This is a genomic window from Promicromonospora sp. NPDC050262 (assembly GCF_040655935.1).
Lineage (GTDB): Bacteria > Actinomycetota > Actinomycetes > Actinomycetales > Cellulomonadaceae > Promicromonospora.
The window spans coordinates 41,460-62,814 of record NZ_JBFAKX010000026.1; the positions used below are offsets into that span (position 1 = coordinate 41,460).

Here is a 21,355-nt window from a genome sequence, read left to right on the forward strand (position 1 = left end):
GGTCTCATGAGGACTGCTTCTCGAGCGCCGCCGCGATCAGGCCCGCGAACAGCGGGTGTGCCCGCGTGGGGCGCGACTTGAACTCGGGGTGTGCCTGCGTGGACACGAAGTACGGGTGCGTCTCGGCGGGCAGCTCCACGAACTCCACGAGCGACGAGTCGGGGGACGTGCCGGAGATCAGCAGGCCGGCCTCCTCCAGCTCGACGCGGAACGCGTTGTTCACCTCGTAGCGGTGGCGGTGGCGCTCGGTCACCTTCTCGCTGCCGTAGGCCTTGGCCACCACGGAGCCGGCGGTGAGCTGCGCCTCGTAGGCGCCCAGGCGCATGGTGCCGCCCATGTCACCCTCGCCCTCCACGATCGACTTCTGCTCGGCCATGGTCGCCACGACGGGGTGGCTGCTGGTCGGGTGGAACTCGGTGGACGACGCGTCGGCCCAGCCCAGCACGTTGCGCGCGTACTCGATGACCATCGACTGCAGGCCCAGGCAGATGCCGAGGGTCGGCACCAGGTTCTCGCGCGACCAGCGCAGCGCCCCCACCTTGCCGTCGATGCCGCGCACGCCGAACCCGCCGGGCACCAGCACGGCGTCGACACCCTCGAGGGAGGCCTGGGCGCCCTCCGGCGTCTGGCAGTCGTCGGCGGCGACCCAGCGGATGGCCACCTTCGCGTCGTTCGCGAAGCCGCCGGCGCGCAGCGCCTCGGTCACCGACAGGTAGGCGTCGGGCAGGTCGATGTACTTGCCGACCAGCGCGACCTCGACGTTGTGCTCGGGCTCGTGCACGCGCTCCAGGAGGCGGCTCCAGCCGTCCCAGTCCACGTCGTGGAAGGGCATGCCCAGGCGGCGCACCACGTAGGCGTCCAGGCCCTCGGAGTGGATGACGCGCGGGATGTCGTAGATCGAGGGCGCGTCGGCGCAGTTGATCACTGCCTCGTTGTCGACGTCGCACATGAGCGCGATCTTGCGCTTGATGCTCTCGGGGACCACGCGGTCGGAGCGCAGCACGATGGCGTCGGGCTGGATGCCGATCGAGCGCAGCGCTGCCACGGAGTGCTGCGTCGGCTTGGTCTTCAGCTCGCCCGACGGGCCGATGTACGGCACCAGCGAGACGTGCAGGAAGAACACGTTGTCGCGGCCGAGCTCGTGCCGCACCTGGCGGGCGGACTCGAGGAAGGGCTGCGACTCGATGTCGCCGACGGTGCCGCCGATCTCCGTGATGATCACGTCGACGTCGTCGGACGCCTGCTCGCGCATCCGGAACTTGATCTCGTCGGTGATGTGCGGGATGACCTGAACGGTGTCGCCCAGGTACTCGCCGCGGCGCTCCTTGGCGATGACACGCGAGTACACCTGGCCGGTGGTCACGTTGGACGAGGCGGGGAGCTCGACGTCGAGGAAGCGCTCGTAGTGCCCGATGTCCAGGTCGGTCTCGGCGCCGTCCTCCGTGACGAAGACCTCACCGTGCTGGAACGGGTTCATGGTGCCGGGATCCACGTTGAGGTAGGGATCCAGCTTCTGCATCGTGACGCTGAGGCCACGGGAACGGAGCAGGCGGCCGAGTGACGACGCCGTCAGACCCTTGCCGAGAGAGGACGCCACACCACCGGTGACGAAGATGTGCTTGGTCGGCGTGGAGGCGCCGGACCGCTGACGGGACTGGAGACTGCTTCGGTGTTCGACCACGGAACTCCATCCTAAACGAGGTACGGCGTGCTGGTGGTGTTACGACCAGCACACGCGCTCGCCGCGCGGGACCATCGACCGGTTTTGGTCGAGTCTGCCCCTGCTGCGGCCTTCGCGCTCGCTAAGTCAGGCCTTCCGGGAGAACTTCCTCCCCAGCTTCCTGAACAGCGGCCCGACGGCGGCACGCAGGTCCCGGTCGAGCAGCACCGCCACCGCCAGCGCGACGAGCGCGGCCAGCAGCCCGAAGGCCAGCCCGAGGCCCAGCTCGGCGGCGAACTCGCCGCCGTCGAACGGCACCTCGTTCAGCGCCGGGTCCGAGAACGAGAAGTAGGACGTCGCGGTCAGGCCGAGCTGCCACGGCAGCCAGAGCCCGGCCGCGGCGCCGACGGCGGCCGCCACGAGCACCACGAGCAGCGCCCGCCAGACGCGGTCCAGCGCGGGCGGGCCCAGGTGCCGCCGGACCGCCAGGAGCAGCCCCAGACCGGCCACGACCATCCCGGCCGTGCCCACGGCACCGAGCGCCGCCATCACGTTGGTCCGCAGCGCGAGGTCGACGCACGACGTCGCGGCACAGGCCGGCTCGCGGCCGGCGAACAGCAGCGGCACCAGGGCCGCGCCGACCGCCGCGACGCCCCACCCGCTCGCGGTCGCGGTCACCGCGGCCCGCCCGTGGTCGACGGCGTACAGCGCGCGCGACAGGTGCAGGATCAGCGCGAACCCGATCAGCCCGGGCGCCATGGTGATCAGTCCCGCCGCCAGCCCGGGGGCGTCGCCCAGCACGATGAGGTCGAAGACCTGCTCGACGAACGGGGCCGCCGCGATCAGCGCGGCCATGCCCAGGGCCGTCACGAGCAGCAGGGTGCGCGTCGTGCGGGCCACCAGGGCGCGCAGCTCGCCGGTCCGGCCGGCCGAGGCGTGCTCCGCGAAGTGCGGGAACGCGCTGGTCGCGATCGGGAACGCGAGCACCGCGTACGGCAGCAGGTAGACCTGCTGGGCGTACAGGTAGACCGAGAGCGTGCCGTCGCCACCGGCGGCGTTGGCCGCGCGCAGCGTGAGGAACACCGAGAGCTGCTGGGCCACCAGCGCGCCCACGCCCGCGAACGCCAGGCGGGCGGCACGCGGCCCCTCGCCGGACGGGAACCGCAGCGTGGGCCGCAGCCGCAGGCCGGTGCGCCACACGGGCACCACCAGCGGCAGCGCCAGGAAGAGCACGCCCACCGTGGTGCCCCACGCCAGCCAGACCAGTGCCTGCGACGAGAGCGCGGCGACGTCCCGCTGGTCGCCGTCGGCCAGCAGGTAGAAGACCCCGTAGACCACGATCACGACGAGGCTGGAGACCAGCGGCGCGAACGCCGGCCAGAAGAACCGCTTGTGCGCCTGGAGGATGCCGCCCAGCACGACGGCGATCCCGTAGAGCGGCACCTGCACGGCGAACACCCGCAGGAACGCCGTGGCGACGTCCACCTGCGCCGGGTCGTCCAGCCCGGTCAGGCCGATGATCGGGCGCGCGAGGAGCGCGGTCAGCCCGGCCAGCGGCACGAGGACCACCAGCGTCCAGCCCAGCAGCGCCGACGCGATCCGGGAGGCCTGCTCCTTCGAGGCCGCGGTGCCGTCGGCGGTGAACGCCGCCCGGGCCAGGGGCCCGGCGAGCAGCGGCACGACGGCGCCCGCGAGCGCGCCGCCGGCCGCGACCTCGAACAGCAGGTTGGGCAGCTGGTTGGCCGAGTTGAAGACCGTCCCGACGCCGTCCGACCCGAGCCACGCGCCCTGCGCGAGCCAGCGGCCGAAGCCGACCAGGCGGCTGGCGAGGGTGACGACGGTGACGAGCAGCGCCGCGCTCGCCAGGGACCGGGTGCGGCTCACGCGCCCGGGGTGGCCACGGGCTTGGTCTGCGCGAGCTCGGCGACCGACTCCTCGACCGCGGCCGAGGGGCGCCGGCCGAGCATGTCGGCCTTGTTCAGCCACTCGTTGTCGGCGATCACCTTCGAGAAGCTCACCTTCTCGGACGCGAGCATGAGGCCGACGACGCCGGTGAGCGCCGCCCACCGCACCGCGCGGGGCGCGTTGAACGCGACCTGGCTGCCGACGAGCGCGCCGAGGGCGTTGGCGCCGCCGTCGCCCAGCATGTCCTTCTCCCCCAGGTCGCCCGGTGCCGCCGCCGCGGCGGCACCCAGCACGGCACCCGCCGCGCCGGTACCGGCGAGGGCGAACGGCAGGCTCGCCGCGACGCCGGCCTTCAGGGCCCGGCCGGGGCGCAGATCGAAGAGGTTGATCAGGTTGGCGGTGCCGCCGATGAGCGCGCCGTTGAGGCCGATGTCGACCAGGTGGCCGAACGCGCTGCGTGCCGTGCGGGGCGTGCCGACGGCGGACGCCAGCAGCGCGGAGCCGGAGATGCCGAGCACCTTGAGGCCGCCCGTGGTCAGCCGGCCCTCCTTGAGCGCCCCGAGGTGGCCGCGCAGGCCCTTGGTGCGGGTGGCGGTGTCCTCGGCGAGGTCGTCGTAGAGGCCGAACGCGCCCGCGGCGGCCGTGGCGAACGCCGTCGCGCCCGGGGCGGTGCCGCCCCCGACCGCCGCGCCGGCCACGAGACCGGCCGTGACCGCCGGCCCCTCCAGCAGGCTGATCGGCTCGCCGCGGTGGTTGGTCCGCGTCCACGTGTCGTCCCCGCCGAGGGAGCCCCCGGCGACCTTCTCGTCGAGCTTGCGGCGCGCGAACGCCGTCGCGATCCCGGCCACGACGCCCGCGACGATGAACCTTCCTGCACCCATGACTACCCCTCGGTCCGTGTATCGGTCTTTTCGCTGCCCGTGCCGGCTCGGCCTCTGCTCGTACCTGCTCAGCCCGCGGTGTCGCCGACGGTGTCGCCGGCCGTGTCGTCCGCGGCGGGCGGCAGCACCGCCGTCGCGTCGTCCTCAAGGCCGTACTGCCCGACGACGCCGTCCAGGCGCGCCGCGACCGCGAGCGGGACGTTGATGCGGCCCACGAGCCGGTCGACGCCGCTGACGGTCGTGACCACCGCGGCGATGTCCTCGTCGTCGCGCACCGCCTGCACGGCGTCGCCCGGGTCGTCCGTCGGGCCGGCGAGGATCGCCGCGCCGGTGACCTCCTGGGCCGCCAGCGTCACGGCCGTCCACACGTCCGGCGTCGGCTCCGCCTCCTCGGTGGTGCCGTCCGCCGTCTCCTGCGGCTGCCCGGCGGGGCCCACGAGCAGCACGAGCGCCTGCGCGGCCTCCGTCTGCTCGTCGCCCGGCTCCGCGAAGCCGAACCGCTCCAGCTGGGCCTCCAGGTCGGTGGCCTGCGAGCTGCGGTCGGCGCCGCCGTCGCTGCCGGTGAGCGAGAGGGCCAGCGCGGCGCCGAGCAGGGCGTTCGGGTCGTCCGTCTCGGGGACCGCCGAGCCGAGGTTGACGCGCAGCCCCTCGGCCACGGTCTCGCGGGTCGACTCCTCGGCGGGGTCGGTCCACGCCTCCGTGAGCTCCGTCTTGGCCACGACCGAGGCGCCCGCGGTGTCGAGCTGGTTCAGCACGCCGTCGTGCACCTCCTGCGAGACCTCGCCGAGCTGCACCACCGCCACGCGCTCGCCCTCGAGCGAGCCGGAGACCAGGCGCGTGCCCACCGCCTCGATGTACCGCTCGTCGCCGTCCAGCGCGCCCTGCGTGGCGTCCAGCTCGGTGCGCAGGTCGGTGCGCTCGGCACGCAGCGCGTCCACCTGTTCCGTCAGCGTCTCACCGATCGCCCCCTGCAGCGGGCCGGCGCCGAGGATGATGCCGACGGCGAGGGCGAGGAAGACGGAGATGAGCGAGACGAGGTGGTATCGGAAGTCGATCACGGTGGGAAGGAGTCCTTAAGCATGTTCCGGGCGGTGGGAGGCCCGGTGTCAGGTCGGGGCGGCGTGCTTGCGGGAGGCATCCTCGCAGGTCAGCCGCCGAAGAGGTTACCGATCCAGGACACGACGTCGTCGAACCGTGCCCCCATCAGTCCGAAGAAGGTCTGGCCGGCCGACGTCGAGGCCAGTGCCGCGAGCACCGCCGCGACGCCCGCGCCCGACAGCAGCGTGAGCTGGGTGTTCGAGATCCGCGTGCGGTACAGCCGGGACACGCCCTTGGCGTCGACCAGCTTGCCGCCGACCCGGAGCCGGGTGAGGAAGGTGGAGGCCATGCCCGAGCGCCCCTTGTCGAGGAACTCCACGAGGGTCGCGTGCGTGCCGACGGCGACGATCAGCTCGGCGCCCTTGTCGTCGGCCAGCAGCATGGTGATGTCCTCGCTGGTCCCCGTGGCGGGGAAGACGACGGGCTCCACGCCGAGCGCCTTGACGCGCTCCAGCCCGGGCGCCTTGCCGTCGCGGTAGGCGTGCACCACGATCTCCGCACCGCAGGCCAGCGCCCGGTCGGAGACGGAGTCCATGTCGCCCACGATCATGTCGGGCTGCCAGCCCGCGTCGATGATCGCGTCGGCACCGCCGTCCACGCCGATCAGGACGGGGCGGTTCTCCCGGATGTAGGACCGCAGCTGCGCCAGGTCCTCCCGGTAGTGGTAGCCCCGCACCACGATCAGCACGTGCCGGCCGTCGATGTGGGTCCGGATGTCCGGGACGCCGACGCCGTCGAGCAGGAGGTCCCGCTCGCGGCGCAGGTACGTCATCGTGTTCTCGGCGAACCGCTCGATCTCGGCCGACAGGCCCTCGCGGGCCGCGGCCATGTTCGCGGCCACGGTGCGCGGCGTCTGGTACGTGCCCGTGGCCACGACCTCGCCGTCGACGACGACCTCGCCGCCCACGATCTCGACGTCGGCGTGCTCGTCGATCGTCATGACCGACGGCCCCAGGTCGTCCACCAGGACGATCCCGGCCTCGACCAGGATGTCCGGGCCCGTGTTGGGGTACCTGCCGGACGTCGACGGGGCGGCGTTCAGGACGGCGACGGGCGCGGCCGACACCAGGGCGTCGGCCGCGACACGGTCGATGTCGACGTGGTCGATCACGGCGACGTCGCCGTGGTTCAGCCGGGACGTGAGCTCCTTGGTGCGCGCTCCGATCCGGGCGGGACCGTGCGCCACGGCCTGCGGCAGCACCGGGGCCTGCTCGGCGGCACTCTTCGCTGCGCCCTTGTCGGCGCGCTTCTCGGGTCGGGAGATCAGCTTCATCCGCTCTATCGTCCCACGACCGAGGACTCCAGGAGCTCCAGCGCGTGGGTACGCGCCGTCTCCGAGTCGTCCTGGCCGGACAGCATGCGCGCCAGCTCGCGGACGCGTGCGTCCGCGGTGACCTCGCGCACGCCCGTGACCGTGATCATCCCGTCGTCCCCGTCGCTCGCGCCGGCCTCGCCGTCCGAGCTCTTGGTGACCACGAGGTGGGCGTCCGCGAACGCGGCGACCTGGGCCAGGTGGGTCACGACGACCACCTGGGTGCTGCGCCCGAGCTGCGCGAGCCGGCGGCCGACCTCGACCGCCGCCCGGCCGCCGACCCCGGCGTCGACCTCGTCGAAGACGAACGTGCTGCGCGGGGTGTCGGCCGTGCGCGCCGCGGCCGCGCCGCCCGACGTCGCCAGGGCGACCTCCAGGGCGAGCATCACGCGGGAGAGCTCACCGCCGGACGCGCCCTTGCCGAGCGGGCGCTCCGGGGCGCCCGGGTGCGGCACCAGCAGGAACGTGACCTGGTCGGCGCCGAACGGACCCGGCTGGTCGAGCAGGTCCACCGTGACCACGAGGTGCGCGCCGCCCATCGCGAGGCCGTGCAGCTCGCTCGTCACGGCCTCGGCCAGCTCGGTCGCGCCGCGGGTGCGCTCGGCCGTGAGGATCTCCGCCAGCCGGGCCAGCTCGCCGTCCAGCTCGGCCACGCGGGCCCGCATCGAGGTGAGGCGGTCGCCGCCGTCGTCCAGGTCGAGCAGGCGCAGGCCCGCGTCGCTGGCCCACTGCAGCACCTCGTCGATGGTCTCGCCGTAGGACCGGGTCAGGGCGTTCAGCTCCGCCATCCGGTTGTGCGCCGTCTCCAGCCCGGCCGGGTCGGCCTGCAGGTCGTCCACGTAGGCGGCGACGTCGGTCGCGACGTCCGACAGCAGGTAGCCCACCTCGGCGAACCGGGTGGCGAGCACGCCGAGCGCGGCGTCGGAGTGCGCCGCCGCGTCCAGGGCGCGCCGCGCCCGCTCGACCAGCGCGATCGCGTTCTCCCGGGCGCCGTCGGCGTCCTCGCCCGCGACGGCCTCGTGCGCCTCGGTGGCCGCCGTGCGCAGGCCCTCCGCGTTGGACAGGCGCTCGATCAGCGCCTGCAGCTCGACGTCCTCGCCGCTGACCGGGTCGACCCGCTCGATCTCCTCCAGGCCGATGCGCAGCAGCTCCACCTCGCGGGCCCGCTCGGCGCCGCGCGCCTCCAGGTCCGCGATCTCGGTCAGCAGGCCGCCGCGCTCGCTCCACGCGGTGCGGTAGGCGGCCAGCACGCGCTGGTGGGCGGGGCCCACGAACGTGTCCAGCGCGTCGCGCTGCTTCGCGGAGGTGCGCAGCCGCAGCTGGTCGGCCTGGCCGTGCACGGTGAACAGGTCCTCGGCGATCTCCGCGAGCACGCCCTGCGGCACGGCACGGCCGCCCAGGTGCGCGCGGGAGCGCCCGTCGGCGATGGTCCGCAGGATCACGACGGTGCCGTCGTCCTCCACCTCACCGCCCGCCTCGTCGACGCGGCCCAGCACGGCGTCGCGCCCGGAGACGCGCACCCGCCCCTCGACCGCTGCCGACGACGCGCCCGGGCGCACCGACTGCGGGTCCGCCTTGGCGCCCATGAGCAGGTTCAGCCCCGTGAGCACCATCGTCTTGCCCGCGCCCGTCTCGCCCGTGATGACGGTCAGGCCGTCCGACAGGGGTACCCGGGCCGAGCGGATGACGCCCAGGTTCTCGATAGCGATCTCCTCGAGCACCTGACTCCTTAATTCTCTGTTGTGGGGTCGGCTGGGTCAGAAGGTACATCCTGCCCTGCTGCCTGCCCCGACCCGACACGGTCCCGCCAGCCCGAGACGGGCAGGCTGAACTTCGACACGAGGCGGTCCGCGAACGGCGCGTTCGACAACCGTGCGAGCCGCACCGTACCGCCCTGGCGCACGACGACGCGAGAACCGCGGGGCAGCCGGATCTCCCGGCGCCCGTCACAGGTCAGCACGCCCTCGACCGTCGACTGCGGCAGCACGTCGACCGTGTACCGCGACTTCGGGCCGATCACGAGCGGCCGCGCGAACAGCGCGTGCGCCGACAGCGGCACCATCAGCACGGCGTCGACGTCCGGCCAGATCACCGGCCCGCCGCCCGAGAAGGCGTGGGCCGTGGAGCCCGTCGCGGTGGACATCACCACCCCGTCGCAGCCGAACGACAGCAGCGGACGGCCGTCCACCCCGATCGCGACCTCGAGCATGCGGTCGCGCGACGCCTTCTCGACGGTCGCCTCGTTCAGCGCCCAGCCGACCACCGGCTCCGCGGTGCCCGGCAGATGCACGGTCACGTCGACCGTGGCACGCTCCTCCACGTCGTAGTCCCGGGCGACCAGCCGCCGGACGGCGGCGCCGAGGTCCTCGCGCTCCGACTCGGCGAGGAAGCCGACGTGCCCGAGGTTCACGCCGAGCAGCGGCACGTCCGTGCCGCGGGTCAGCTCCGCCGCGCGAAGGATCGTGCCGTCGCCCCCGAGCACCATCACTGCCTCGGCGTTGTGCACGCCCTCCGCGAGGCGCTTGGCGGCCATGTGGTCGCCGAACTCCTCCGCGAGCGCGTCGTCGTGCAGCGTGTACTCGAAGCCCGCCGCCTTCAGCTCGCGCAGCGCCTCGGCCAGCGCGGCGACCGCCCGGGGACGACCACCATGGGTCACGATGAGGACGCGCCGGGTCACGGTCGGGACTCCTTCTGCTCGGTCTGCTGCTGGACGGTGTCCTGCTGGTCTGTCTGCGTCTGGTCCGTGTGCTGCTCCTGCCGTCCTGCCGGCCGGTCGGCCGGGGGTGCGTCGTCCTGCCGTCCGTGCACGACGACGGCCGGCGGCTCCGGCGGGTGGCCGGGCCGGGCCGCGGGCTCGCCGTGGGCCGGGTCCCAGCCCACCGCCGTCTCGACGGCCGCCGCGAGGGCCAGGTCGTCCCCGGGGGTCCAGTCGGTCGCGCCCGCCGGCGTCAGCCACACGAAGAACTCGCGGTTGCCGCTCGGACCGGGCAGCGGGCTCGGCACCACCGCACGCGCCAGCAGGCCCAGGCCCTCGGCGGCGCGCAGCACGGTGGTGACCGCCTCGGCGTGCAGCGCGCGGTCGCGCACCACGCCGCCGCTGCCCAGGCGCTCGCGCCCCACCTCGAACTGCGGCTTGACCATCAGCAGCGCCTGCGCCCACGGGCGCAGCACGGCCGCGACGGCGGGCAGCACCACGGTCAGGGAGATGAACGAGAGGTCGGCGACCACGAGGTCCGGGGCCCGGGCCAGGTCGCCCGGCGTCAGGTCGCGGACGTTGAGGCCCTCGACCACCGTCACCCGGTCGTCGTCACGCAGCGCCGGCACGATCTGGTCGTGGCCCACGTCGACCGCCACCACATGGGCGGCGCCGCGGCGCAGCAGCACGTCCGTGAAGCCCCCGGTCGAGGCGCCGAGGTCGGCGCAGAACGCGCCCTCGACCACCGGTCCGCCCGGCACGTGGGCCAGGGCGTCGAGCGCCCCGACCAGCTTGAGCGCGGCGCGCGACGCATACTCGTGCTCGGGGTCGGCGCCGGGGGCGACCGACACCTCGTCGCCGTCGGACACCGCCGACGAGGGCTTGACCACCGCCCGCCCCGCCACCGTGACCCGGCCGGACGAGACGAGCTCCGCGGCGTGCCGCCGCGAACGGGCCAGCCCGCGGCGAACCAGCTCCGCGTCCACGCGCGTGCTCACAGTCGTCGTCACCACCGTCAGGCGTCACCGCTCAGGTGCGCGCGCAGGGCGTCGTGGACCGCCTCGAACCGGGCGACGTGCTCGGCCGGGGGCAGGTCGTCGAGCCCGTCGAGCGCCTCGAGCGCATGCCGGACGCCCGCCTCGGGATCGGCCGGGCCGGTCGCGGGTTCCTGGGTCTCGTAGAACTCGTCCATCGTGCGTCAACGCTCCACTGTGCTCGTCCGTGCTCGTGCCTGCTGGTGCCTTCTCTTGCCAGCTCCCTGGTGACGGCCCACCGCGCGCGAACCGTCGGCATGCTGCAAGACACGGTACCTGTCGCCTCCGACAGAACCTGGGAGAACTCCGTCAGGTTCTCTGCGGGGAGAAGCGGTACCGCGCGGCCTGCCCGGTCCCCGCCTTCGAAGAGATCAGAGCGAGAAGTCCGGGACCGACGCCGGGTCCAGGGGCTCGCCCGCGTCCGTCGCGGCCCAGGACGCGGCGCACGCGGCGCGGACCAGGTCGATCCCGGCGCCGTCGAGCCGCAGCTCGCCGTCGGCCACCTGGGCCGCCGCGCCGCCGGACACGAACCACCCGTCCGCGAGCTCCGGCGCCCGGTGCGACTCCAGCAGGGCCCGCAGGTCGGCCCCCACGAACGACGGGCGCTCCCCCGGCACGGCCAGCACGGCGTCGCGCGCCGTCGAGACGCCCGTCAGGACGTGCAGTCCCGGGTACCCGCCGCCGCGCGCGCCGGCGAGGTCGGTGTCGAGCCGGTCCCCGATCACCAGCGGCCGGCTCGCCCGGGCCCGCTCGACCGCGAGCCGGTACATGGTGGGCGACGGCTTGCCCGCGCTGTCCGGGGTGACCCCCGTCGCCGACACCACGGCCCCCACCAGGGCGCCGTTCCCCGGCGCGAACCCGCGCGCCGTCGGGAGCGACAGGTCGAGGTTGCTCGCCACGTGCCAGGCGCCGCGACCGACCGCGTACGCGGCCTCCGCGAGCTGCGCCCAGCCCAGCTCGGGGGAATAGCCCTGGGCGACGGCGTCCGGCTCGTCGTCCGCCGACTCCACCACCGTGAAGCCCGCGGACCGCACCGCCGTGACCAGGCCCTTGCCGCCCACGACGAGCACCTTCGCGCCCTCGTCGAGCCGCGTGGTGAGCAGCGCCGCGCACGCCTGCGCGGCGGTCATCACCTCGTCCGGATCGGTCGGGATGTCCAGCCCGGTGAGCTGGCCCGCGACGTCCTCCGGCTCGCGCGACGCGTTGTTCGTCACGAACAGCAGCCGCATCCCGCCCGAGCGTGCGGCGGCCAGGCTCGCCGACGCGTGCTCGATCGGCAGGTGCCCCTTGTACGCCACGCCGTCCAGGTCGACGAGCGCGAGGTCATAGGCCTCGGCGAGCGGGACGTCGCTCGCCAGCAGCCCGGCGGTCGCCGTCACGCCTTCTCCTGCCCGACGTCGGACCGGTCGCCCTCGGCGGCCGGCTCACCCTCGGCATCGGACGCCTCGGTGTCGGTCGCCTCGGTGTCGGACGCCTCGTCGGACTCGGCGGCACTCGGCTCGTCGACGGCGTCTGCCTCGGGCTCGTCGGCTCCGTCGTCGTCGGTGTCGGGCTCGTCGCTGTCCTCGGGCTCGTCGGGCGAGCCGGCGGAGTCGGCCGAGTCAGCTGACTCAGCCGAGTCTGCCGAGTCCGGGGAGTCGGCAGAGTCCGGGGAGTCGCCGGAATCGGCCGAGTCCGAGTCCTCTTCGTCGTCGTCCGAGTCCTCGTCGTCGTTGGAGTCCTCGTCCGAGTCGTCCTCGTCGTCCGCGAACTCCTCCGGGTGCTCGGCGGCGTACTCCTGCTCGGCGATCGCCGCGTCCTCCTCGACGTCGAAGACGGTGATGTCCTCGTCCGGCGTCTGCGCGCCGATCGCCCGCTCGAGGGCCTCGCTGTCGACCGTCGCCAGGAGCGCGGCGGCCTCGTCGGCCCGGCCGGCGGCCTCGAGCGCCACGGCGCGAGCCTGCACCACGCGCAGCCCGAGGTCGCCCTGGGCGTCCTCGGCGGAGACCTTGTCCAGCACGGCCAGGGCGGCGTCGTGCTCGCCCAGGTCGGAGCGGGCGCCGCTCGCCACGATCGCGAGCTCGATCCGGCCGGTCGCGTCGAGCGTCGCCGCCTCCTCCGAGGCCGCGAGCGCCAGGGCGCGCTCCGGACGGCCGAGGCCGCGCTCGGCGTCCGCCATGATCGGCAGGTGCTCCGAGGAGCCGTTCAGCCGGCGGACGGTGCGCAGCTCGCGCAGCGCCTCCGCGAACCGGTTGGTGTGGTAGGCGGCGAGGCCCGCGGCCTCGCGCACGATGTCGATCCGCCCGGCACCGCGCACCGCGGCCTGGGTGTGCTCGTAGGCGCGCTCCGGGTCGACGTCGAGCAGCCGGCCCGCCATCACCAGGTGCAGCCCCACGTACTCGGCGTGGTCCTTGCTCAGCCCGCGCAGGCGCGAGCGCACGTCGCGGTCGAGCTGGCTGAACGAGGCGTCCTCGGCGATCTCCGGCTCCGGGGCGCGGGGAGCGCGCTCCTCACGCTCCTCGCGGTTCTCCTGGCGGGGCCGGTCGTCGCGGTCGCCGAACGAGCGGCGCGGACGGTCACCACCGCGCTCGTCGTGGCGCGAGCGGTTGCCGCCGCGGTCGTCACGGCGGGGACGGTCATCACCGCCGCGGTCGTCACGGCGCGGACGGTCGCCGCCGCGGTCGTCGAACGACCGACGCGGGCGGTCGTCGTTCCCCTGGAACGAGCGGGCGCCGCCGGAGTGCCCACCGCGGCCGCCGCGGTCGTCCCGGTCGCCGTACGAACGGCGCGGACGGTCGTCGTCGTTGCGCCGGAAGGGGCGGTCACCACCACGGTCGTCACGACGCGGGCGGTCACCACCACGGTCGTCGAAGGACCGACGCGGACGGTCGTCCCGGTTGTCGAAGGAGCGCTGCGGGCGGTCGTCGCGCCCCCGGCTGTCGCGGGCGCCGTCACGGTCCTCGAAGGAACGGCGCGGACGCTCGTCGCGGTTGTCGAACGAGCGGCGGGGCTGCTCGTCGTCGTTGCGACGGTACGGACGGTCACCACCACGGTCGTCACGACGCGGACGGTCACCGCCACGGTCCTCGAACGACCGGCGCGGACGCTCGTCGTCATTACGCCGGAACGGACGGTCACCACCACGGTCGTCACGACGCGGACGGTCACCGCCGCGGTCGTCGAACGACCGACGCGGGCGGTCGTCACGGTCGTTGAACGAGCGCTGCGGACGGTCGTTGCGGTCGCCGAAGGACCGGCGGGGCCGGTCGTCGTCCTGCCGCGCCGGACGGTTCTCGCCGCGGTCGTCGAAGCTCCGGCGCGGCCGGTCGCCGCCCCGGTCGTCGAAGGACCGGCGCGGCCGGTCGTCCCGGTCGAAGCTCCGGCGGGGGCCGTCGTCGCGGCGCGCGGGACGGTCGCCCCCGCGGTTGTCGCGCTCCTCGTACCGGCGCGGACGGTCTGCGTCGTTGCCACGGTACGGGCGGTCGTTCCGGGCGCCGCGGCCGTCGCGGCCGCCCCGGTTGTCCCGGTCTCCGTACGAGCGACGGGGACGGTCATCGCCGCCCCGCTGGTACGGACGGTCGCCGCCGCGGTCGTCCCGACGCGGACGGTCGCCGCCGCGGTCGTCGGAGGACCGGCGCGGACGGTCGTCGTCGCGCCGGGGCCCGCTGCCCCCGCGGCCGCCGTCATACCGGCGGCCCCGGTCACCACCGCGCTCACCGCCCCGGTCGTCGCGACGCGGCGCGTGGCCGTCGTTGCGGTAGGCGCCCTTGCGCTCGCCGCGGCGGTCGCCCTCGCGGTCGTTCCCCTGGTCACGGGGCGTTTCGTTCACGGTGTTCCCTTCGATGACAGATGCCCGGACATTCTCCCACGGGAGCGGCCGCTCCCCGTGGTCGAGGGACTGTGACGTGCACGTCCACGGGCTCCGCGCATCAGCCCCGGGACGGGCCGAGCAGCTCCTCCGGGCCTGCCCCGCGCAGCGACGCGTCCAGCACCAGCACCATGTGCGCGGTCGGCATGGCGCGCCCCTGCCGGGACAGCGCGTCGGTGATCTGCAGCAGGCAGCCCGGGTTGGACGTGACCAGCAGCTCGGCGCCGGTCGCCGCCACGTGCGCGGCCTTGCGGTCCCCCAGCTCGCGCGCCGGCTCCGGGTTGGTGAGGTTGTAGATGCCGGCCGACCCGCAGCACATGTCGCCCTCGGCGATCTCCTTGACCACGAGCCCCGGTACGGTCGCGAGCACCGTGCGCGGCTGGGCCTTGACGCCCTGCGCGTGCCGCAGGTGGCAGGCGTCGTGGTAGGCGACGGTCAGCGGCAGCGGATGCCGCGGCGCCACGGGATCCAGCTCCGCCAGCACCTCGGAGACGTCCCGGGTCCTCTCCGCGAAGGCGGCGGCACGCTCGGCGTACTCCGGGTCGTCCGCCAGGAGGTCCGCGTAGTCCTTCATCGTGGAGCCGCACCCGGCCGAGTTCGCCACGATCCGCTCCACGCCGGCGTCCGCGAACGCGTCGATCAGCGCCCGCGCGTAGTCCAGGCCTTCGGCCTCCCGCCCGGCGTGCACGGACAGCGCACCGCAGCACCCCTGGTCCGGCGGCACGACGACGTCGCAGCCCTCCGCCGCGAGCACCCGCGCCGTCGCGGCGTTGACGCCGGGGTAGAACTCCCGCTGCACGCAGCCCAGCAGCAGCCCGACCGTCATCCGCCGCTCCCCGACGGCGGGCACGCGCGCCGGCACCGGGATGCGCGGGCCCACGGGCGGCGCGATCGCCTCCATCGTCGCCAGCGTCGGCGAGACCCGGGCCAGCACCGGCCGCACCAGGCGCGACAGCCCCGAACGCTGATAGGCCGCAAGCAGCGGGAGCACGCGCCGCAGCCGCCCCGGCCGCGGGAACAGCGCGAAGACCGCCGACCGCAGCAGCCGCTGCCCCCGCGTCCGGTGCTCGGCACCGCGCCGCTCGACCTGCTGCCGTGTCGCCTCGACGAGCCTGTCGTACCGCACCCCCGACGGGCACGCCGTCACGCACGCCATGCAGCCGAGGCACGCGTCGACGTGCTGGACGAGCGCCGGCGACATCGGCTCCCCCTCCAGCCCCTGCTTCATGAGCTGGATCCGGCCGCGCGGCGAGTCCATCTCCTCGCCCCACAAGGAGTAGGTGGGGCACGCGGGCAGGCAGAACCCGCAGTGCACGCAGTCGTCCACGAGCTCCCGGGCGGGCGGGTGGTGCCCGTCAAAGGCCCCTTGCCGGTTGACCCCAGGCCCGTCGAAGGAGCCCAGCAGGTCCGGCTTCGCCTCGGTCATCAGATGCCTCCCACGAATCGGCCCGGCGCCAGGTTCCGCCCGGGATCGAGCTGCCGCTTGATCGACCGCATCAGGTCGAGCCCGCCCACGGGACCCCACGCGTCGAGCGCCGCACGCACGTCGCGCGACGCCCGCAGCACGGTCACGGTCCCCTCCCGCGGGCTGGGCGCGGCGGCCCGCAGGTGCCCGACGGCGAGCGCGGTCGCCTCGGGCGGACCCGTCACCGCGGCGTGCAGCGCCCCGGCGGCGGTCCCGCGCAGCGCGATCCCGACGTCGTACCGCTGCTCGGCGTCGCGCGCCGCAGCCAGCAGGTCGGCTACCCCGGTGAGCGTGGCGGTCGCCTTGGCCAGGGTCGGCCCGTTCTGCCCGACGGCGGCCCCCGGCAGCTCGCCCCACCACGACGGCGGTCCGGCCTGGACCCGTCCGCCCAGCAGCTCGGCGGCCGCGGCGGCCCGCTGCCTGACAGCGGCCGTCGTCCCCTCCACCAGCACCGCCACCTCGGCGACGTCGCTCCCCGCGGGCCGGTCGATCTCGACCGCCGCGGGCGCGAGCTGCGAGGCCACCACGTCCCGCGCCCGCGCGGCGACGTCGGCCAGAGGGCCGGAGCCGGTCGCGAAGGCCCGGGCCGGCCGGGCCGGATGCAGCCGGAACGCCGCGCGGACCACCACGCCGAGAGTGCCGTACGCGCCGGTCAGGAGCTTGGCGAGGTCGTATCCGGCGACGTTCTTGACCACCTTGCCGCCCGAGCTGGCGCGGGTGCCGTCGGCGAGCACCACCGTGGCGCCCAGCACGAGGTCGCGGACGGCGCCGCGCTGCAGGCGGCGGGGACCGGACGCGCCGGTCGACAGCATGCCGCCCACGGTGGACCCGCCCGCGAGCCGGCCCGGCGGCAGGTCCACCACGAGCTCCTGGGCGGCCCGCCCGACGGTCTCCGACAGGGCGGCGACGGGCAGCCCGGCCTCCGCGACCACGACGAGGTCGCCCGCGCCGTGCTCCACGAGCCGGTCGAGCCCCGTCGTGTCCAGGACGAGGTCGACACGTTCGGGCGGCGCGCCCCAGTCGAGCGCCGTACCGGCCCCGCGCGCCACGGTGACCAGTCCCTGCGCGGTCGCCTCCCGCAGCACGGCCGCCACCCCCTCCGCCGACGCCGGGCGCGCGACCGCCCGGGCGAGCACCCCGTCGACGGTGTCGCCCGGACTCGCCTCCCGCACCTCTCCCCCGTGCTGCCGCAGCGCGTCGCCGAGCCGCTGCAGGTCCGCCATCAGAAGACCTCCGCCACGCCGGACTCCGCCAGGGGGTGCGCGCCCTGGTGCCGCCCGGGGCGCTCCCCGCACAGCCGCGGCGTGGGGAACACCTTGCCGGGGTTGGAGATGCCGTCGGGGTCGAACGCGCAGCGCACCGCCTGCATCGTGTCGAGGTCGTCGGCGGTGAACATGCGCGGCATGTGCTTGGCCTTGTCGGCGCCCACGCCGTGCTCGCCCGTGATGGACCCGCCGTGCTCCAGGCACAGGTCGAGGATGCCGCCGGCCACCGCCTCCGCACGTTCGACAGCGCCTTCGACCGCGCCGTCGAACAGCACGAGCGGGTGCAGGTTGCCGTCGCCCGCGTGGAAGACGTTCGCCACCCGCACGCCGGCACGCTCGCCCAGCTCCGCGATCTGCCGCAGCACCAGCGGCAGCGCCGTCCGCGGGATCACGCCGTCCTGCACGATGTAGTCCGGGCTGATCCGGCCGACCGCCGCGAACGCGGACTTGCGGCCCTTCCAGATCAGGGCGCGCTCGTCGTCGTCCGCCGCGACCCGCACCTCGAACGCGCCGGCAGCCTCGCACAGCCGCACGACGTCGTCGAACTCCCCCGCGACGTCCGGCGCCGGACCGTCCAGCTCGACCACCAGCACGGCACCCGCCCCGCGCGGGTAGTCGCAGCGCACGGCGGCCTCGGCGGCCTCGATCGCGAGCGCGTCCATCATCTCGATCGCGGCGGGGATCACGCCGGCCGCGATGATCGCGGAGGTGGCAGCCCCGGCGTCGTCCATGGAGCGGAAGGCGGCCAGCAGCGTGCGGACCTCCTGCGGCAGCCGGGTCAGGCGCACCGTCGCCGCGGTGACCACGCCGAGCGTGCCCTCGCTGCCCACGAGCGCGCCGAGCAGGTCGTACCCGGGCGCGTCCGGTGCCTTGCCGCCGATCTCGACCTGCTCGCCGCCGGGCGTCACCAGATCCACGCCCGTGACGTGGTTGGTGGTGAAGCCGTACTTGAGGCAGTGCGCCCCGCCGGAGTTCTCGGCGACGTTCCCGCCGATCGAGCACACCGACTGGCTGGACGGGTCGGGCGCGAAGTAGTGGCCGTCCGGGCTGGTCGCGGCGGTGAGCTGCAGGTTGATCACCCCCGGGTCGGCCACGGCGCGCTGGTTCGCGGCGTCGATCTCCCGGACCGCCCGCATCTGCGACATGACCACGAGCACCCCCTCGGAGTGCGGCAGCGCCCCGCCCGACAACCCCGTGCCCGACCCGCGCGCGACGAACGGCACGCCGTGCCGGGCGCAGGCCCGCACCGTTTGCGCGACGTCGGCGGCGTCCCGCGCCAGGACCACGACCCCGGGGATCACGCGGTACGCGGCGAGCCCGTCGCACTCGTAGGTCCGCCGACGCTGCCGGTCCGTGATGACCCGCTCCGTCCCGAGCGCCCCGAGCAGCTCACCGACGACGTCCCGCAACCCCGACCCACCAGATCCCACGGCAACCTCCTCGTTGCACGGTCCTCCGTCAGGTCACGGCATGCGGGCGTAGGCCGGGAGGGTCAGGAAGTCGGCGTAGTCGTCGGCGACCGCCACCTCCAGGAACGTCTGCTTCGCCTCCGCGTAGTCTGCCGCGTCACCCGGCAGCTTGGCGATCTCCTCCTCGACGATCCGGTCGATCAGCTCGCGCGTGACCTGGTGGCCGGTGTCGGCGAGCGTCACGTCGTTGTGCAGCCACTGCCACACCTGCGAGCGGGAGATCTCCGCGGTCGCGGCGTCCTCCATGAGGTTGAAGATGGCGACGGCGCCGAGCCCGCCGAGCCACGCCTTGAGGTACTGGATGCCCACCGAGATGTTGTTGCGCAGCCCCGCCTCCGTGACGTCGCCCGGTGTGGACGCGACGTCGAGCAGCTGCGCCGCGGTGACCTGCACCTCCTCGCGGGTGCGGTCGATCTGGTTCGGCCGGTCGCCCAGCACCGACGTGAACACCTCCGTGCAGAGCTCGACCATGCCGGGGTGAGCCACCCACGACCCGTCGAAACCGTCGTTCGCCTCGCGCGTCTTGTCGTCGCGCACCTTGGCGAACGCCGCCGCGTTGACCTCCTCGTCGCGGCTCGGGATGAACGCGGCCATGCCGCCGATCGCGTGCGCGCCGCGGGTGTGACAGGTCTTGACCAGCAGCTCCGTGTAGGCGCGCATGAACGGGACGGTCATGGTGACGGCGTTGCGGTCCGGCAGCATGAAGTCGGTGCCGCGGGTCCGGAACGACTTGATGACGGAGAACATGAAGTCCCAGCGGCCGGCGTTCAGGCCCGAGCTGTGCTCGCGCAGCTCGTAGAGGATCTCCTCCATCTCGAACGCCGCGGGATAGGTCTCGATGAGCACGGTGGCGCGGATGGTGCCCCGCGGGATGCCAAGGAAGTCCTGGGCCAGCACGAACGCGTCGTTCCAGAGCCGTGCCTCCAGGTGCGACTCCATCTTGGGCAGGTAGAAGTACGGACCCTGACCCTTCTCGATCTGCCGCAGGCCGGCGGTGGCCAGGTAGAGCGCGAAGTCCACCAGGCTGCCCGACGCCGGCCGGCCGTCGACCAGGAGGTGCTTCTCCGGCAGGTGCCAGCCGCGGGGACGCACGATGATCGTCGCCAGCTCCACGTCCGGCTTGAGCGCGTAGTGCTTGCCGTTGTCGCCCGTGAAGTCGATGTTCCGGTTGACGGCGTCGAGCAGGTTGAGCTGCCCGCCCACCACGGCGCTCCACTGCGGCGTGTTCGCGTCCTCGTGGTCCGCGAGCCACGCCTTCGCGCCGGAGTTCAGGGCGTTGATGGTCATCTTGCGGTCGGTGGGACCGGTGATCTCGCAGCGGCGGTCCTCGATCCCGGGCGCCGGCGGGGCCACGCGCCACGTCGGGTCCTCGCGGATGTGCCGCGTCTCGGGCAGGAAGTCCAGCGTGCCGCCGGCCGCGAGGTCCTCGACGCGTCGCCGGCGGGCCTGGAGCAGCTCCAGCCTGCGGTCGTCGAGCTCGCGGTGCAGGGCCACGATCAGCCCGAGCGCCTGCGGGGTGAGCACCTCCTCCGCGCGGGGTGCGATGTCGCCGGTGATCGTCAGGCCGTCCGGAGTGTCCACGTCGAGTTCCTTTGGTCGATCGACTCGGGTCCCGCCTAATTCCACGATGCGGAAACCAAATACTTCCTAGTGAAAACCCTAGGTGCCCGACGACGCCCGGTCAACGCGACGGCGCTCCCTCAGCCGCCGGACAGCTCCGCGGTGATCTCCCGCGCCACCGCGTGCAGCACCGGCACGGCACGCTCCCCGAACTCGAACGACACCCGAGCGGCGGGCCCGGACACGGACAGCGCGGTAGGCACGGGCACCCCCGGCACGACGACGGCGAAGCACCGCACGCCGACCTCCTGCTCACCGTCGTCCACGGCATACCCGCGTTCACGGATCTCGCCGACCGCGGCCAGCAGGGCCTCGACGTCGGTGATCGTCCGGTCGGTCGCGGCAGCGAGCCCGGCACGAACGGCGATGTCGCGCACCGCGGCCTCGGGCAGCTCGCCCAGCAGCGCCTTGCCCACACCGGTGCTGTGAAGGTGCACGCGCCGCCCCACCTCGGTGAACATCCGCACGGAGTGCGACGACGCCGCCTGGGCAACGTACACGGCCATCTCTCCGTCGAGCATGGCCAGGTTCGCGGTCTCGCCCAGCTCCCGTGCGACGCGCGCCAGGTGTCGTCGCGCGCCCGCACCGAGCTGACGGCCGGCCGCCTCGCCGAGGCCCATCACCCGCGCGCCGAGCGCATAGCGGCGTGAGGGCAGCCGCCGGGCGTAACCGCGGCCGACGAGGGTCCTCATCAGCCGGTGGATGGTCGGCAAGGGCAGCCCGGACTGCTCCGAGAGCTCACTCAGGCCGGTGTCGCCGTCGAGCGACGCCATGATCTCGAGCAGGTCGAGCGCCCGCTCCACGGACTGCACACCAGGTTCTGCCACGTCGACCTCCCCGTCGGATCGCCAGACGTGTCGCCTGACGGAACCAGCATTCCACAGGGTGGAAGACGGGAGCGGTCTGCGTGCAGGAGGGTCGCCGGCGACCCTGGGAAGTGTTCCGGGAATGCCGACAGGGGGTGGGAGTCGGTCGCTGTTGCGACTGCTCCCACCCCCTGTCGGGAATAGTTGTCCGGCGGCGTCCTACTCTCCCACCCCGTCACCAGGGCAGTACCATCGGCGCTGTGGGGCTAAGCTTCCGGGTTCGGAATGGGACCGGGCG

Annotated in this window: 17 protein-coding genes and 1 rRNA gene; 1 reads left to right on the forward strand and 17 read right to left on the reverse strand. The window is 74.1% G+C overall.

The window, feature by feature from the left end:
* Positions 1 to 4: 4 nt before the first annotated feature.
* The 11 genes from AB0I29_RS25720 to AB0I29_RS25770 form a co-directional block, all read right to left on the reverse strand.
* Positions 5 to 1,681 carry a CTP synthase gene (locus tag AB0I29_RS25720; protein WP_285101945.1) on the reverse strand — a complete coding sequence of 559 codons (1,677 nt, stop codon included), beginning with the start codon at positions 1,679 to 1,681 and terminating at the stop codon, positions 5 to 7.
* 126 nt (positions 1,682 to 1,807) lie between these two features.
* On the reverse strand, positions 1,808 to 3,544 hold the full coding sequence (locus AB0I29_RS25725) for a lipid II flippase MurJ (protein WP_357486887.1): 1,737 nt from the start codon (positions 3,542 to 3,544) through the stop codon (positions 1,808 to 1,810).
* The gene (locus AB0I29_RS25730) at positions 3,541 to 4,446 is read right to left on the reverse strand and encodes a hypothetical protein (RefSeq protein ID WP_357486889.1); all 906 of its coding nucleotides are present in this window, start codon (positions 4,444 to 4,446) and stop codon (positions 3,541 to 3,543) included. The genes AB0I29_RS25725 and AB0I29_RS25730 overlap by 4 nt, the downstream gene beginning before the upstream one ends.
* A 68-nt stretch (positions 4,447 to 4,514) precedes the next feature.
* On the reverse strand, positions 4,515 to 5,504 hold the full coding sequence (locus AB0I29_RS25735; protein WP_285101942.1) for a copper transporter: 990 nt from the start codon (positions 5,502 to 5,504) through the stop codon (positions 4,515 to 4,517).
* An 89-nt stretch (positions 5,505 to 5,593) separates the two neighbouring features.
* On the reverse strand, positions 5,594 to 6,817 hold the full coding sequence (gene steA, locus AB0I29_RS25740; RefSeq protein ID WP_285101941.1) for a putative cytokinetic ring protein SteA: 1,224 nt from the start codon (positions 6,815 to 6,817) through the stop codon (positions 5,594 to 5,596).
* A 5-nt stretch (positions 6,818 to 6,822) separates the two neighbouring features.
* The gene (gene recN, locus AB0I29_RS25745; RefSeq protein ID WP_285101940.1) at positions 6,823 to 8,577 is read right to left on the reverse strand and encodes a DNA repair protein RecN; all 1,755 of its coding nucleotides are present in this window, start codon (positions 8,575 to 8,577) and stop codon (positions 6,823 to 6,825) included.
* Positions 8,578 to 8,585: 8 nt separating this feature from the next.
* The gene (locus AB0I29_RS25750; RefSeq protein ID WP_285101939.1) at positions 8,586 to 9,533 is read right to left on the reverse strand and encodes an NAD kinase; all 948 of its coding nucleotides are present in this window, start codon (positions 9,531 to 9,533) and stop codon (positions 8,586 to 8,588) included.
* Entirely contained in the window at positions 9,530 to 10,561 is a 1,032-nt protein-coding gene (locus tag AB0I29_RS25755) for a TlyA family RNA methyltransferase (RefSeq protein WP_357486892.1), read from the reverse strand. The genes AB0I29_RS25750 and AB0I29_RS25755 overlap by 4 nt, the downstream gene beginning before the upstream one ends.
* Before the next feature lie 5 nt (positions 10,562 to 10,566).
* Positions 10,567 to 10,743, reverse strand: coding sequence for a hypothetical protein (locus tag AB0I29_RS25760; protein WP_357486894.1), 177 nt, complete (start codon positions 10,741 to 10,743; stop codon positions 10,567 to 10,569).
* 213 nt (positions 10,744 to 10,956) lie between these two features.
* Positions 10,957 to 11,964, reverse strand: a complete 1,008-nt coding sequence (locus AB0I29_RS25765) for an HAD hydrolase-like protein (RefSeq protein ID WP_285101937.1) — start codon at positions 11,962 to 11,964, stop codon at positions 10,957 to 10,959.
* Entirely contained in the window at positions 11,961 to 13,004 is a 1,044-nt protein-coding gene (locus AB0I29_RS25770) for a hypothetical protein (RefSeq protein ID WP_357486896.1), read from the reverse strand. The genes AB0I29_RS25765 and AB0I29_RS25770 overlap by 4 nt, the downstream gene beginning before the upstream one ends.
* 300 nt (positions 13,005 to 13,304) lie before the next feature.
* Between AB0I29_RS25770 and AB0I29_RS25775 the strand changes: the two genes are divergently transcribed.
* A complete protein-coding gene (locus tag AB0I29_RS25775; protein ID WP_357486898.1) occupies positions 13,305 to 14,468 on the forward strand; it encodes a hypothetical protein in 1,164 nt (387 codons plus the stop codon).
* Between the two features lie 25 nt (positions 14,469 to 14,493).
* On the opposite strand, the gene glcF is transcribed toward AB0I29_RS25775, so the two are convergent.
* The 6 genes from glcF to rrf all read right to left on the reverse strand — a co-directional run.
* Positions 14,494 to 15,858 (reverse strand): glycolate oxidase subunit GlcF, encoded by a 1,365-nt coding sequence (gene glcF / locus AB0I29_RS25780; protein ID WP_357486900.1) that lies wholly within the window; start codon positions 15,856 to 15,858, stop codon positions 14,494 to 14,496.
* Entirely contained in the window at positions 15,858 to 17,120 is a 1,263-nt protein-coding gene (locus AB0I29_RS25785; protein ID WP_357486901.1) for an FAD-binding oxidoreductase, read from the reverse strand. Before AB0I29_RS25785 ends, glcF begins: the two co-directional genes overlap by 1 nt.
* Positions 17,120 to 18,592 (reverse strand): FAD-linked oxidase C-terminal domain-containing protein, encoded by a 1,473-nt coding sequence (locus tag AB0I29_RS25790; RefSeq protein ID WP_357486903.1) that lies wholly within the window; start codon positions 18,590 to 18,592, stop codon positions 17,120 to 17,122. The genes AB0I29_RS25785 and AB0I29_RS25790 overlap by 1 nt, the downstream gene beginning before the upstream one ends.
* 33 nt (positions 18,593 to 18,625) lie before the next feature.
* Positions 18,626 to 20,212, reverse strand: coding sequence for a malate synthase A (gene aceB / locus AB0I29_RS25795; protein ID WP_357486905.1), 1,587 nt, complete (start codon positions 20,210 to 20,212; stop codon positions 18,626 to 18,628).
* Between the two features lie 119 nt (positions 20,213 to 20,331).
* Entirely contained in the window at positions 20,332 to 21,078 is a 747-nt protein-coding gene (locus AB0I29_RS25800) for an IclR family transcriptional regulator (protein WP_357486907.1), read from the reverse strand.
* Between the two features lie 185 nt (positions 21,079 to 21,263).
* Positions 21,264 to 21,355: ribosomal RNA gene (gene rrf, locus AB0I29_RS25805) — 5S ribosomal RNA — on the reverse strand; the annotation flags it as partial.

What these genes read in the sequence shown, in the direction of transcription:
- AB0I29_RS25785 (WP_357486901.1), bottom strand. Translation starts at nt 17,120, where the DNA reads ATGGCGGACCTGCAGCGGCTCGGCGACGCGCTGCGGCAGCACGGGGGA.
- AB0I29_RS25730 (WP_357486889.1), bottom strand. Translation starts at nt 4,446, where the DNA reads ATGGGTGCAGGAAGGTTCATCGTCGCGGGCGTCGTGGCCGGGATCGCG.
- glcF (WP_357486900.1), bottom strand. Translation starts at nt 15,858, where the DNA reads ATGACCGAGGCGAAGCCGGACCTGCTGGGCTCCTTCGACGGGCCTGGG.
- AB0I29_RS25760 (WP_357486894.1), bottom strand. Translation starts at nt 10,743, where the DNA reads ATGGACGAGTTCTACGAGACCCAGGAACCCGCGACCGGCCCGGCCGAT.
- steA (WP_285101941.1), bottom strand. Translation starts at nt 6,817, where the DNA reads ATGAAGCTGATCTCCCGACCCGAGAAGCGCGCCGACAAGGGCGCAGCG.